Origin of the sequence: Pseudoroseicyclus aestuarii, assembly GCF_003217255.1 — a bacterium.
Classification (GTDB): Bacteria; Pseudomonadota; Alphaproteobacteria; order Rhodobacterales; family Rhodobacteraceae; genus Pseudoroseicyclus; species Pseudoroseicyclus aestuarii.
Genome location: NZ_QJTE01000008.1, coordinates 50,177 through 62,306, shown reverse-complemented (window position 1 = coordinate 62,306; position 12,130 = coordinate 50,177). Strand labels below are relative to the sequence as shown.

Below are 12,130 nucleotides of genomic sequence, written 5' to 3'. Positions count from 1 at the left end.
TCTATGGCAAGCCGGCTTGCATCGTCAGTGACAATGGAACGGAGTTCACCAGTCGGGCCATCCTGAAGTGGGCCGATCAGAACGACGTTGCCTGGCACTACATCGATCCCGGCAAGCCGCAGCAGAATGCCTTCATCGAAAGCTTCAACGGCAGCCTGCGCGACGAGCTGCTGAACGAGGAGATCTTCGACACCTTGGATGACGCGCGCCGAAAGATCGCCCTCTGGCGCTACGACTACAACGCTGTCAGGCCGCACTCCTCGCTTGGCAACCTGACGCCGCTCGAAGCGCGCCGGACGCTTGCGCTCCCTGATGGCTCCGCGCCCGGCGCGCTTGCCATGAAACTACCCCCCGACTACCAATCTCAAACCGGCAGACTCTCATTATGAATGAGGGACGATCGGGGGGCAGGTCAGACGCAATGTCCGAAGAAGGATTCATTTCGAACCCTCCGGAGCGCCAGCTGCTCGAATGCCGCTGAAAATCTCGTCGCGATTGATCAGCACGATCTGCTGGTCTTGGGGCGCGCGCGCTTCGGGGGCGGTATCAAGACCGAGGCGTTTAAGCGCATAGTAGAGGAGCGCACGTCTCACCTTGATCTTCGCCTTGCCGCCGCGCATGCCATAATCGAGGGCAATAACCTTCGCTTGTGTTTCCGAGAGGTCGGGGTGTGGCCCAACCTCCAGCGTAACCTCGGAAAGCCAGTCGTGATCGTCACCGGCCGACTTGTTTCTTTGGCCTGAGCCTCGGATCTCGAGCATCCGCGACAACAGGAAGTCCTTGAAGCAATCGTCGGTTTGGCAGAACGCCCGAGTGTGCCAGCGGAAACCGTCAAACGCGATGGCATGGGGGGCGATCCAGCGCCAGCGCGGCTCGGGGCTGGACAGGGACTGGTACTTTACCTCGATCGCCTCGGACCGGCGGATGGCGCCAACGACAGAACGAAGCGTCGCCGGATTGACCCCGCGAACCGGCGTAGGTGCGGCCGCGTAGGGCGGGAGGTTGGCGATCCAGGCGTCCTCGCGGTCGAGGATCCCGTCAGCGACTGATCGCAGCTGTGCAAGGTAGCGGCTCGCGTCAGGCTCGAGGAACTGCGGCTTGAACTCGGAGCCTCGTACATAGGTTCGCGCACTCTTGTCGTAGAGCATGTTGTCGGGGGCGAAGCCGATGTACCGATTCAGGTCGGTGGACGCCTGGTTCACCGATACCCCGAACTGATCCATAAGATCGCTGCGGTTCACATGCCCCTCCCAGAATAGGCGGAACTCTATGAACTCAAGGCGCTGCTCGACACCCCAGCGAAGTTCCGACCGGTCGCTCTCCAAAAATCACCTCCGGGCCAGATCGGTGGACCCGCAAACTATGTGGGCCCATTTTCTGTGCTCTCGATGACGCTAACTGAGGAAAGGAAAGCGGGCAATCGAAATTGCGCGTAAAGTGATTGTTTTCGAACGCGGTTCTATCGGAAGGTGAGGATGGTTGCTATGACTTAGGCCTAAGGGCCGGAATGGCGCTTGCTGGCGAACGGCAGGCTATTCGGCGTGCGCAAATTCCCTGCGCAGGTCAGAACGACTCGCCGCGCAGGGTTTGGCTGACGATGCGCGCGCTGGTTTCAACGCCCAGTCTTTATCTCCTCCAAATCGCGCAGCTCTTGCTGTTCGAACGCCAGCACATCTTCGAGGCGGTAGATCACGCGCCCGCCGAGCTTCATGAAGCGCGGCCCATCGCCGATCCACCGCCACCGCTCAAGTGTCCTTGGGCTAATTCTCCATCGGGCAGCCAGCTCGATTTGACTGAGGCACATTTCTCGCATTTCAGTTTCCTTTCGAACGACCTCCGTGGTCGCAAGACGACGAATGCGTAGAAAGAAAACCTATTCAAGTCAGTGTTTTGCGGGGCGCTGCGCGTTGCGGGCGGTGCCCTTCGGACAGTGGGCGCAGTAGCGAATAGCCCAGTGAATCGGCGTCAAATTGCGAAATGTTCCCTAGAAGTCCGTAAGACACGTTAGCCTGCCGGATCATCCTCAGGGGTCACAGGAGACGGTCCGGTTGGAAGCGCACTTCCTCCGCCAACTGCATGCAGGGGGCTGCGACCTAGCCTCTGGCGGTGAAGAATCCTGTCGACGCGGAGTATGATCTGCCGATCTCCGACCTTCTGGGCGACCGCGTCATGCCGGGAGCAGCGGCTGGGCCATGCCTGCTAAGATCCATGTGAAAGCGCTGGCGCAATGTGACGCGGCTGCTGCCGGGCCGGCCGCTGGGACGCGCGAAGTCAGCCCGCCATCACCTTGGACAGGAACCGTCTCGTCCGTTCATCGCGCGGGGTGCCGAAGATCTGGTCCGGCGTCCCGGTCTCCACGGCGGCGCCGGCTTCCATGTAGACGACCCTGTCGGCGACACGGCGGGCGAACCCCATCTCGTGGGTGACGACCACCATCGTCATGGCCGTGCCGGCAAGGTCCACCATCACGTCGAGCACTTCCGAGATCATTTCGGGATCGAGCGCGGAGGTCGGCTCGTCGAAGAGCATGATCTTCGGCTCCATGCACAGCGCCCGGGCGATGACCACGCGCTGTTGCTGCCCGCCCGAGAGCTGGCCCGGGAACTTGTCGGCCTGTTCGAGGATCCGGACCCGGTCCAGATAGCCGCGCGCCGTGTCTTCGGCAGCCTTCCGTTTCGTGCCGCGCGAGAGGACCTGCGGCATGACGCAATTCTCCAGCACGGTGACATGGGGAAACAGGTTGAAGTGCTGGAACACCATGCCCGCCTCACGCCGCACCGCATCGAGATTGCGCAGGTCGTCGCCAAGCTTCACGCCGCGCACCTCGATCCGCCCGCCATCGTGTTCTTCGAGCTGGTTGATGCAGCGGATCAGGGTCGATTTGCCCGAGCCGGAGGGGCCGCAGATCACCACACGCTCGCCGGTTGAGACCTCCAGGTCCACACCGTGAAGGGCCTGGAAGGTGCCGTAGAACTTGTCGACCTCTTGCAGCCGGATCGCCTGTGTCATGAATGCCTCCGGGCGCGGACGCCGCGTTCGAGATGGGCGGAATAGGCCGAGATGCCGAAGCAGATCGCGAAGTAGATCAGCGCGACGAACAGGTAGGATTCCGCATAGGGCGCTGGCCAGGCGGGGTCGGTGGCGGCGCTGCGGGCGGCGCTCAGCATGTCGAAGACGCCGACGATTAAGACCAGCGAGGTGTTCTTGACCATGACGATCGCGGTGTTGGTCAGCGGCGGGATGACGTTCTGGATCGCCTGCGGCAGCACGATGTGCCAGATCGTCTTCCAGTAGGGGATGCCCAGCGCCTCGGCTGCCTCCGTCTGCCCGGTATCGAGGCCCTGAAGGCCGCCGCGGATGACCTCGGCCAGGTAGGCGGCGGCAAAGATCGTCAGCGCGGCAAGGGTGCGGCCCAGCTTGTCCACGGTCCAGTCCGGCGGCAGCAGCAGCGGCAGCAGGATCGCGGCGACGAAGAGCAGCCCGACCAGTGGCAGCCCGCGCACCAGCTCAATCAGCGTCACGCAGACGGCGCGCGCGATCGGCAGGCGTCCGCGCCGCCCCAGCGCCAGCAGCACCGCAAGCGGGAAGGCGAGGCCCAGCGACAGCGTCGCCAGCATCAGGGTCACCGGAAGCCCGCCCCATTTCGAGGTCGGCACAGGGGCGAGGCCGAGCATCCCGCCACGCATCAGGATGAGCATCGCGGCGACCGCTCCGGCCCAGACCAGCAGCAGCCGGCCGCCCCAGACCCGCGGCCAGAGGGAGACGAGGATCATCGCAAGGATGATGACGATCACCAGCCCCGCGCGCCATTGCTCGGACGGGGGATAGAGCCCGAAGAGGATCAGGTTCAGCTTGGCCCGGATGAAGGCCCAGCAGGCGCCGCCCTGGCGGCAGAGGTCCGGGTCCGCGACGGCCCAGTTGGCATCGAGCGTGACCCAATTCAGCCCCGGGAGCAGCATGAAGACGGCGACAAGGGCCAGTGCCGTCAGCGCGGCGGACAACACGTCGCCGAAGAACAGCTTCAGCAGCGGGCGGTGCGGCGTCCGGGGCGGCAGGCGCGGCGTTTCGGGATCGGAGATATGGATCATCAGCGGCTCACCAGTGCCACGCGGGCGTTGTACCAGTTCATGAACAGCGACACGGAGAGCGAGATCGTGAGGAAGACGCCGAGCATGACGAGGATGCTTTCGATGGCCTGTCCGGTCTGGTTGATCACCGTGTTCACGACGAGCCCGAGCTCGGGGTAGCCCACCGCGACGGCGAGCGTGGTGTTCTTGACCGTGGACAGATACTGCGAGGTCAGGGGCGGCACGATGACGCGCAGCGCCTGTGGCAGGATAACCTTGAACATGATCTGGCGCTCGGTCAGGCCCAGCGCGCGGCCGCCTTCCCACTGGCCCTTGCCGACGGCTTCGATCCCGCCGCGGATGATCTCTCCGATATAGGCGGCCGTGTAGATCGTCAGTCCGAAGATAATCGCCGCGAACTCCGGCGACAGCTGGAGCCCGCCGGTGAAGTTGAGCCCCCGCAATTCCGGAGACTGCAGCGACAGGGGGTGCGACAGAAGCACCGACAGACCCCAGGCCGCGACGATCCAGCCGGCGATGCCTACGGCGATCCGGACCGGCAGGCGCAGAGCGGCAGCTTGGGGCCGGCGCATCAGGACGATCGTCGCGATCGCCAGCACCAAACACGCCGCGATCAGCACCCCGCCCCAGGGTCCCAGCACCAGGGACGGCGCATAGACGCCCCGCAGCGTGAGGAAGAGGCCCGGCAGCGGGTTGAGGGCCTGCGCCGGGGGCGGGAACAGCGAGATCGCGATGCCGTACCAGAACAGCAGCTGCACCACGACGGGGATGTTCCGCATCAAGGTGACGTAGATATCGGCCATGCGCGACAGGAGCGGATGCTCCGACCGCCGCGCAAGGCCGACGAACAGCCCCAACGTATTGGTCACGCCGACGACATAGGCCCAGAAGTAGCTGTCCGACGGGCTGTAGCGCACCACGCTCTCCGAGATCGGAAAGCCCGTCGGCCGCGACAGGTAGTCGAAGCCCGTGCGGATGCCGCGGATGGCGAGGTTCTGGGCCGTGTTGCCCGCCAGCCACCAGAGCATGGCGAGCAGACCGCCCAGAAAGGCGGCCTGCGCGGCCCAGCCCCGGACCCGGGAAGAGAACCAGAGACTGCGCAGCATGGCTTTACTGGAACGCGAGCGGGAACATCAGCCCGCCACCGCTGTAGAGGGCATTGTAGCCGCGCTCGATCTGCAGCGGGCTGTCCATGCCGACGGTCCGCTCGAAGATCTCGTCGTAATTGCCCATCGCCTTCACGATCCGGTAGGAGAAATCGTCCGACAGGCCCAAGGACTGGCCAAGGCCCGGCGTGGTGCCGACAAAGCGCATGATCACCGGATCCTCGCTGTCCAGCGCCGCGTCGATGTTCTCCTGCGTCGGGTCGAAATCCTCGGCGGCGATCAGCGACTGGATCGACCAGTTCACGATGTCCCGCCATTCGGCGTCGCCCTCGCGGACCGCGGGCGTCAGCGCCGAGGCATAGGGGGTCGCGGGAAAGATGACGTAATCATCCGGGTTGTCGGCCATCGTGGCCCGGACCGAGGCCAGCGCGCCCGCATCGGTGATGAGCGCGTCGCAGCGGCCCGAGAAGAACGCCTCGCGCGTGCCCGAGGTGTTGTCGAAGACGACGGGGTTCAGATCCAGCCCGTTCTTCTGCGAGACATCGTTGACGATCAGCTCCGTGGTAGAGCCGGTCTGCACGCAGACCGAGGCGCCCGTCATGTCCTCGGCCGTTTCGATCCCCAGCGAGGCGGGCATCATGAAGCCGGTGTACTCGTAGTAGTTCGTGGTCGTGAAATCGATGCCGTTGGAATCGCGCTGCAGGGTCCAGGTCAGGGTGCGCGGCAGCATGTCGATCTCGCCGGTCTGCAGGGCCGGGATGCGCTGCTGTCCGGTCAGGGGCACGAAATCGACCGCATCCATGTCGTCCAGCACCGCCACCGCGACGGCGCGGCACATCGAGACGTCGATGCCGTTCCAGTAGCCGTTGTCGTCGGGCGCGCCGAAGCCGGGCGTGCCCTGGCTTGCGCCGCAGATCAGGCGGCCGCGCTCTTTCACCGTCTCCAGCGTGGATTGCGCCACGGCCGGGGCCGCGATGGCCGCGCCAAGGATGGACGACAACACGATGGTCTTCGTTCTCATGGGATACTCCTGTTGGGGTTTTGTCTTGTCGCCGCGGGTTCAGCCCGCGGTCGTCTTTCCGTCGGCGCCCGAGAGGATGCCGAAGAAGCGGTCGAGGTCCTGCCGCAGGTCACGGGGATCCTCGAGGCCGATGCTGATCCGCAGGATCGTGCGGTCGTTGCGCCCATGCGGGAACGCCCGCGATCCGGCGACGGACATCGGGGCCATCAGGCTGCGTGTCCCGCCCCAGGATGCGCCGATCGCGAAGACCTCCAGCGCGTCGAGCGCCGCATCGAGGTTGGCCTCGGCAGCCTCGGGCAGGACGACGGACAGAAGCCCGCTGGCCCCGGCGAAGTCCCGTTTCCATATCTCGTGCCCCTGACAGGACGGAAGGGCGGGGAACAGCACTTCGCCGACGCCGCGATCCTGCAGCTCCTCGGCGATTTCGGTCGCGACGCGCCCCATATGGGACAGGCGCATCGCCATGGTCTCCATGCCCCGCAGCACCAGTCCCACGGTGTCCGGGGACACGCCCAGACCCAGCATCCGCATCGTATCGCGCAGCCGCTGGCGATGCTCCAGACTGCCTACGCTGACCGACCCTAGGAGCAGGTCGGAATGCCCGCCGGGGTATTTGGTCAGCGCCTGCATGGAGAAGTCGACGCCGTGCGAGATCGGCTTGAACAGAAGCGGCGTCGCCCAGGTGTTGTCGATGCCGGTCAGGATGCCCTTCGCCTTGGCGACCTGAACGATGGCCGGCACGTCCTCGACCTCCATCGTGGTCGATCCGGGGGATTCCATCCAGATCAGCTTGGTCTCGGCGCGAATCTCGGCCTCGATGCCGGCGCCGATGCCGGGCGCGTAGACCGACCAGTCGATCCCGCGCGGCGCGAGGTAGTTGCGGCAGAACCCGACGACCGGCGGATAGGCCGTGTCCGGGATCAGCACGTGGTCACCGGCGGCGAGAACCGTCAGGAAGGTGATGGCGATGGCCGCCTGTCCCGAGGGGAGGATCACCGTCCGCTCCGCGCCCTCCAGCGCCGAGAGCTGCGCCTCGAGCACCTTTTGCGTGGGCGTGCCGTGAAGGCCGTAGGAATACCCGTCAAGCGACCGTTTGCCCCGCGTCGCATAGGCCTGGGCATCTGGAAAGACGATGGTCGACGCACGGTGCGTCGGGACGCTCAGCGCGGCATAGCCGTCTTCGGATACGGCAGGGTGATGTACGGAAAGGGTCGCGTCGCGCATGGGAGGTCCTGTGTTGTTGCTTGCACCCTCGCCGATTCCGCCCAGAATGAATACTGATCCCAAGTCATATCTCTATGCGGAAACCTGATAGTGCAGCATCGACAACTCGAGGCCTTCAATGCCGTGATGATTTCGGGATCGACGGTGCGGGCTGCCGAACTCATGGCGGTGACGCAGCCGGCCGTGTCCCGCCTGATCTCGGAGCTGGAGGCGGCGGTCGGCTTCGCCCTGTTCGACCGCGTGCGTGGGCGTCTCGTCCCGACACCGGAGGGAAAGCTGTTCTTCCGCGAGGTCGAGGCCAGCTTCATCGGTCTGGACCGCCTGCGCGTGTCGGCCGCGAACATCCGCGATCACGGGACCGGCTCGCTGCGGATCGCCTCGCTTGCCGCGACCGGCAGCATCCTGATCCCGGCGGCCGTGCGGGCGTTCCGGCAGAACAACCCGCGCACCCGGATCACTCTGCACATCACCTCCTCGCCGGCGATCCGGAACGGCGTGGCGGACGGCCTTTACGATATCGGGATCGCCGCCGACGAGATCGACAGGTCAGGCGTGGACACGCAGGTCTTCGGCACCTTCGCCGGGCTGATCGCGATGCCGGAGGATCACCCGCTGGCCCGCCAAGAGGTCGTGACGCCAGACATGCTAGACGGCCAGCCGCTGATCGGTCTCGCGTCAGAGGACCGGGCGCGCCACCGGTTCGACGCGGCGCTCGCCGAGGCCGGCGTGGATCCCGACTATGTCATCGAGACACCCAGTTCCGCCACGGTCTGCGAACTGGCGCTGACCGGAGATGCTGTCGGCTTCGTCAACCCGTTGGCCGCCCGGGAAGAACGCTATCCGGGGCTCGCGCTGCGTCCCTTCAGCCCCCGCGTGCCCTTCAAGGCCTACCTTCTCTTTCCCCCGAACAGCCAGAAATCGACGCTGGTGAAGGCCTTCGTCGCCGAGATCATGGGACAGCGCAACAGGTCCAGCCAGCAAGGCCCCATGGTCTGATGGGACCTGGCCAGCCGTATCCGCCGCGCTGTCCCCGGCGGTTTACTCGCCCAGAGCCATATCGGTGACGGCGGTCGTATAGGCGCCCTCGGGCTCTTCGGTGATCGCGGGGTTGTCCTCGCTGACGGCGGAGAGCAGCGTGGCGACAGTCTGCTCGTAGGCCGCGGGGTCGAGCGATCCGTCGGAGCCTTCGGTCAGCTTCGCCACCTCGGTCATCATGTAGACCTGATGCTCAAGCGTCTGGGCGCCGGTCGTGTCGTTGTCGATGACGATCTGGGCGGCCTCCTCGGGGTGCGCCTCGGCATAGCGCCAGCCCTCCATCGAAGCGGCTACGAAGCGGGACATCTTGTCGACGAAAGCCGGATCCTCGAGGTCCTCTTCCATGACGTAGAGGCCGTCTTCCAGCATGCCGATGCCCTCGTCGAGGTAGTTGAAGTTCACCAGCTCGTCTTCAGTATAGCCCGCGTCCAGCACCTGCCCGTATTCGTTGTAGGTCATCGTCGAGATGCAGTCCGCCTGTCCCTGCAGCAGCGGATCGACGTTGAAGGCCTGCCTCAGGACCGTGACGCCGGTGTCGCTGGTGCCGCCCGTGTCGATGCCGAGCTGCGCCATCCAGGCGTAGAAGGGGTATTCGTTGCCGAAGAACCAGACGCCAAGGGTACGGCCGGGGAAATCCTCCGGTGTCTCGACGCCGGTCTCGGCGAGGCAGGTCAGCTGCAGCCCGCCGGTGCCGAAGGGCTGGGCGATGTTGACCAGCGGCACGCCCCGCTCGCGCGCGGCGAGGGCGGCGGCCATCCAGGTCACGATGACATCGGCGCCGCCGCCGGCGATCACCTGCTCGGGCGCGATGTCCGGCCCGCCGGGGTTGATCGTCACGTCGAGGCCGGCCTCCTCGTAGAAGCCTTGGTCCTGCGCGACGTAGTAGCCCGCGAACTGCGCCTGCGCGACCCACTTGAGCTGCAGCGTCACCGCGTCCTGCGCATTGGCCGGTGCCGCGAAGGCCGCGCCCGCGAGGGCTGCAAGAATGATCCGTTGCATGTCGTCTTCCCCTGTTCCTGTTTGTCTCCGGGATCAGTCCCGGTTCGACGGGTGCCAGAAGGTCACCCGTTTCTCGGTCACGGCGATCAGGCCATAAAAGGCGCTGCCCGCCAGCGCGGCGACGGCGATCTCGGCCCAGACCATGTCCAGCGCGAGCTGGCCCACGGAGGTCGAGATGCGAAAGCCGATGCCGCGGATCGGGCTGCCGAAGAACTCGGCCACGATGGCGCCGACCAGCGCCAGCGTCGTGGCGATCTTCAGCCCGTTGAAGACGAAGGGCATGGCGGCGGGCAGGTGCAGCCTGGACAGCGCGGACCAGTAGCCGGCGCCGTAGGTGCGCATCAGGTCGCGCTGCATCGCCTCTGCCGCCGAAAGCCCGGCGACGGTGTTCACCATCACCGGAAAGAAGACCATGACGGCGACAGTGGCGGCCTTGGACTGCCAGTCGAACCCGAACCACATCACCAGGATCGGGGCGACGCCCACCACGGGCAGCGCGGCCATCATTCCCGCGACCGGCAGAAGGCCGCGGCGCAGCAGCGGCACCCGGTCGGCCAGCAGCGCCACGGCGAAGGCGGCGGCGCAGCCGATGGCATAGCCGGGCAGGGCGCCCCGCAGGACCGTCTGCACGAAATCCGTCCAGAGGATCGGGGCATTGGCGGCAATGGCGGCGCCGATCCGGCTGGGTGCCGGCAGGATCACCATCGGCACCGCGAGGCCGCGCACCAGAAGCTCCCACAGCATCAGGAGCGTCAGGCCGAAAAGCGCGGGGACGAGGAGGGCGGCCCGGCGCTGGTCCGGCCCGGCTGCCAGCCGGACGTTCAGCGCCCAGGCGCCGGCCCAGAGGGCAAGGGCGAGGGCCACCAGCGTCACCGCCGCAGTCCCATGCGCGCCAGCACCAGACGCTCTGCCGCGCCGACCAGCGCGACCAGCAGCGCGGCAAGGACGGCGGCGGCGACGAGGGCGGACCAGATCTGCACCGTCTGCCCGTAGTAGCTGCCCGCCAGCAGCCGCGCGCCGAAGCCGGCCTGCGCGCCGGTCGGAAGCTCTGCCACGATGGTGCCGACGAGGGCTGCGGCCACGGCGATCTTGAGCGAGGCGAAGAGGTAGGGCGTCGAGCCTGGCAGGCGCAGCGAAAGGAAGGTTTGCCGCGCCGTCGCGCCGTAGGTTTTCAGCAGGTCGAGCTGCGCGGCATCGGGGCTGCGCAGACCCTTGACCATGCCGACCACGACCGGGAAGAACGACAGCCAGGCCGCGATGGCGGCCTTGGGCACGATCCCCGAAATCCCGACCGAATGCAGCACCACGATGACCATCGGTGCGATGGCGATGATCGGCACCGTCTGGCTGACGATGGCCCAGAGCATCACGCTCAGATCCATCACCCGGAACTGCACGATCCCCATGGCCAGAAGCACGCCCAGCGCCGCGCCGAAGGCAAAGCCCAGCAGCGTCGCCGACAGCGTGACCCAGCCGTGGTAAAGCAGGCTGCGCGGCGAGGTGGGGGCGACCTGCGCCGTGGCGGCCCAGACCTCGGCTCCGATCTGGTGCGGGGCGGGCAGGCGCGGCCGCTCCTGCCCATAGGCGCGGGCCGCAGCTTCGGCCGGGTTCTGCACTGCCAGCGCGAGGCCGGACATCCCGCGCCGCTCGGAGGCTTCGGCAGGCGTCACGGGGGCGCCGGCGCGCGCGGCCTCCAGCACCGATTGCGCGGCGTTCATCGGGATGCAGGCGAGGTACCAGAAGGCTATAAGCGCCGCGATCACGCCCAGCACGGGCAGGACACTCTGCCGCAGGGCGGCGCCGCGCGCGGCAAGGCGGCGGCGTGCGGTCGCTGCCGCAAGCGTCGCCGGGCCGGGGGCGGCGGCCTCGGTCATGCGGCCTCCATCCCTGCGCGCAGGCCCTCGCGGACGCGGTGCGCAATCTCGATGAAGGCGGAGCTGTCGCGGATCTCCAGCGGCCGCTCCTTCGGCAGGGGGCTCTCGATCACGTCGCTGATGCGCCCCGGGCGCGGCGACATGACCACGATCCGGGTCGACAGATAGACCGCCTCGGGGATCGAATGGGTGACGAAGAGCATGGTCTTGCCGGTGCGCGCCCAGAGCGCCAGAAGCTCTTCGTTCAGGCGGTCGCGCACGATCTCGTCCAGCGCGCCGAAGGGCTCGTCCATCAGCAGCAGATCCGCGTCGAAGCCGAGCGCGCGAGCGATGGAGGCACGCTGCTGCATGCCCCCCGACAGCTGCCAGGGATACTTGTTCTCGAAGCCCGCGAGGTCGACCAGCGCCAGCGTCTCGCGCACCCGGCGCTGCCGCTCGGCAGCCGGGTACTTCATGATCTCGAGCGGCAGGGCGATATTGCCGCCGATGGTGCGCCAAGGATAAAGCCCGGCCGCTTGGAAGACATAGCCGTAGGCCCGCGCGCGCCGCGCGTTGTCGGCGCTCATCCCGTTCACGCGCAGGCTGCCCGAGGTCGGCGCCTCCAGTCCCGCGACGCAGCGCAGGAAGGTGGTCTTGCCGCAGCCCGACGGCCCGATGAAGGAGACGAACTCTCCCTTGCCGATGCTCAGCGAGACGTCTTTCAGGGCATGGACCGGCCCGTCGCCGGTGGCGAAGGTGAGGCCTAGCCCCTCGGCTTCGACGACGGCGCCGCTCATAGCCCGC

The 12,130-nt window shown here is 66.6% G+C and carries 13 protein-coding genes; 2 read left to right on the top strand and 11 right to left on the bottom strand.

Features of this window, described 5'->3' with window-relative positions; all coding sequences use genetic code 11:
• A partial coding sequence (locus tag DFP88_RS15435) for an integrase core domain-containing protein (RefSeq protein WP_146227528.1) occupies positions 1 to 389 on the top strand: 389 nt, incomplete at its 5' end.
• A 48-nt stretch (positions 390 to 437) separates the two neighbouring features.
• Here DFP88_RS15435 and DFP88_RS15430 read toward each other — a convergent pair.
• The 7 genes from DFP88_RS15430 to DFP88_RS15400 all read right to left on the bottom strand — a co-directional run bounded on the left by DFP88_RS15430 (position 438) and on the right by DFP88_RS15400 (position 7,439).
• On the bottom strand, positions 438 to 1,325 hold the full coding sequence (locus tag DFP88_RS15430) for a BrxR family helix-turn-helix transcriptional regulator (RefSeq protein WP_110815598.1): 888 nt from the start codon (positions 1,323 to 1,325) through the stop codon (positions 438 to 440).
• Between the two features lie 287 nt (positions 1,326 to 1,612).
• The gene (locus tag DFP88_RS17510) at positions 1,613 to 1,804 is read right to left on the bottom strand and encodes a helix-turn-helix transcriptional regulator (RefSeq protein WP_342767736.1); all 192 of its coding nucleotides are present in this window, start codon (positions 1,802 to 1,804) and stop codon (positions 1,613 to 1,615) included.
• A gap of 467 nt (positions 1,805 to 2,271) precedes the next feature.
• Positions 2,272 to 3,009 (bottom strand): amino acid ABC transporter ATP-binding protein, encoded by a 738-nt coding sequence (locus DFP88_RS15420; protein WP_110815596.1) that lies wholly within the window; start codon positions 3,007 to 3,009, stop codon positions 2,272 to 2,274.
• Positions 3,006 to 4,088: an amino acid ABC transporter permease gene (locus DFP88_RS15415; RefSeq protein ID WP_110815595.1), complete on the bottom strand. Its 1,083-nt coding sequence runs from the start codon at positions 4,086 to 4,088 to the stop codon at positions 3,006 to 3,008. Before DFP88_RS15415 ends, DFP88_RS15420 begins: the two co-directional genes overlap by 4 nt.
• Positions 4,088 to 5,194 (bottom strand): amino acid ABC transporter permease, encoded by a 1,107-nt coding sequence (locus DFP88_RS15410; RefSeq protein WP_110815594.1) that lies wholly within the window; start codon positions 5,192 to 5,194, stop codon positions 4,088 to 4,090. Before DFP88_RS15410 ends, DFP88_RS15415 begins: the two co-directional genes overlap by 1 nt.
• A gap of 4 nt (positions 5,195 to 5,198) precedes the next feature.
• Entirely contained in the window at positions 5,199 to 6,215 is a 1,017-nt protein-coding gene (locus tag DFP88_RS15405; RefSeq protein WP_110815593.1) for an amino acid ABC transporter substrate-binding protein, read from the bottom strand.
• Between the two features lie 39 nt (positions 6,216 to 6,254).
• Positions 6,255 to 7,439, bottom strand: a complete 1,185-nt coding sequence (locus DFP88_RS15400; RefSeq protein WP_110815592.1) for a trans-sulfuration enzyme family protein — start codon at positions 7,437 to 7,439, stop codon at positions 6,255 to 6,257.
• A gap of 90 nt (positions 7,440 to 7,529) precedes the next feature.
• On the opposite strand from DFP88_RS15400, the gene DFP88_RS15395 reads away from it, so the two are divergent.
• Positions 7,530 to 8,435, top strand: a complete 906-nt coding sequence (locus DFP88_RS15395; RefSeq protein WP_110815591.1) for a LysR substrate-binding domain-containing protein — start codon at positions 7,530 to 7,532, stop codon at positions 8,433 to 8,435.
• 42 nt (positions 8,436 to 8,477) lie between these two features.
• Here DFP88_RS15395 and DFP88_RS15390 read toward each other — a convergent pair whose 3' ends face one another.
• The 4 genes from DFP88_RS15390 to DFP88_RS15375 are packed head-to-tail and all read right to left on the bottom strand — an operon-like array spanning position 8,478 to position 12,123.
• Positions 8,478 to 9,473: an ABC transporter substrate-binding protein gene (locus tag DFP88_RS15390; protein ID WP_110815590.1), complete on the bottom strand. Its 996-nt coding sequence runs from the start codon at positions 9,471 to 9,473 to the stop codon at positions 8,478 to 8,480.
• Between the two features lie 33 nt (positions 9,474 to 9,506).
• Complete coding sequence (locus DFP88_RS15385) at positions 9,507 to 10,346, bottom strand: ABC transporter permease (protein ID WP_110815589.1); 840 nt, start codon at positions 10,344 to 10,346, stop codon at positions 9,507 to 9,509.
• Positions 10,343 to 11,347, bottom strand: coding sequence for an ABC transporter permease (locus tag DFP88_RS15380; RefSeq protein ID WP_110815588.1), 1,005 nt, complete (start codon positions 11,345 to 11,347; stop codon positions 10,343 to 10,345). The genes DFP88_RS15385 and DFP88_RS15380 overlap by 4 nt, the downstream gene beginning before the upstream one ends.
• Positions 11,344 to 12,123: an ABC transporter ATP-binding protein gene (locus tag DFP88_RS15375; RefSeq protein WP_110815587.1), complete on the bottom strand. Its 780-nt coding sequence runs from the start codon at positions 12,121 to 12,123 to the stop codon at positions 11,344 to 11,346. The genes DFP88_RS15380 and DFP88_RS15375 overlap by 4 nt, the downstream gene beginning before the upstream one ends.
• Between the last annotated feature and the right edge of the window lie 7 nt (positions 12,124 to 12,130).

Coding starts and splice junctions, on each gene's coding strand:
- DFP88_RS17510 (WP_342767736.1), bottom strand. CDS start 1,804: ATGTGCCTCAGTCAAATCGAGCTGGCTGCCCGATGGAGAATTAGCCCA.
- DFP88_RS15420 (WP_110815596.1), bottom strand. CDS start 3,009: ATGACACAGGCGATCCGGCTGCAAGAGGTCGACAAGTTCTACGGCACC.
- DFP88_RS15415 (WP_110815595.1), bottom strand. CDS start 4,088: ATGATCCATATCTCCGATCCCGAAACGCCGCGCCTGCCGCCCCGGACG.
- DFP88_RS15410 (WP_110815594.1), bottom strand. CDS start 5,194: ATGCTGCGCAGTCTCTGGTTCTCTTCCCGGGTCCGGGGCTGGGCCGCG.
- DFP88_RS15405 (WP_110815593.1), bottom strand. CDS start 6,215: ATGAGAACGAAGACCATCGTGTTGTCGTCCATCCTTGGCGCGGCCATC.
- DFP88_RS15400 (WP_110815592.1), bottom strand. CDS start 7,439: ATGCGCGACGCGACCCTTTCCGTACATCACCCTGCCGTATCCGAAGAC.
- DFP88_RS15390 (WP_110815590.1), bottom strand. CDS start 9,473: ATGCAACGGATCATTCTTGCAGCCCTCGCGGGCGCGGCCTTCGCGGCA.
- DFP88_RS15380 (WP_110815588.1), bottom strand. CDS start 11,347: ATGACCGAGGCCGCCGCCCCCGGCCCGGCGACGCTTGCGGCAGCGACC.
- DFP88_RS15375 (WP_110815587.1), bottom strand. CDS start 12,123: ATGAGCGGCGCCGTCGTCGAAGCCGAGGGGCTAGGCCTCACCTTCGCC.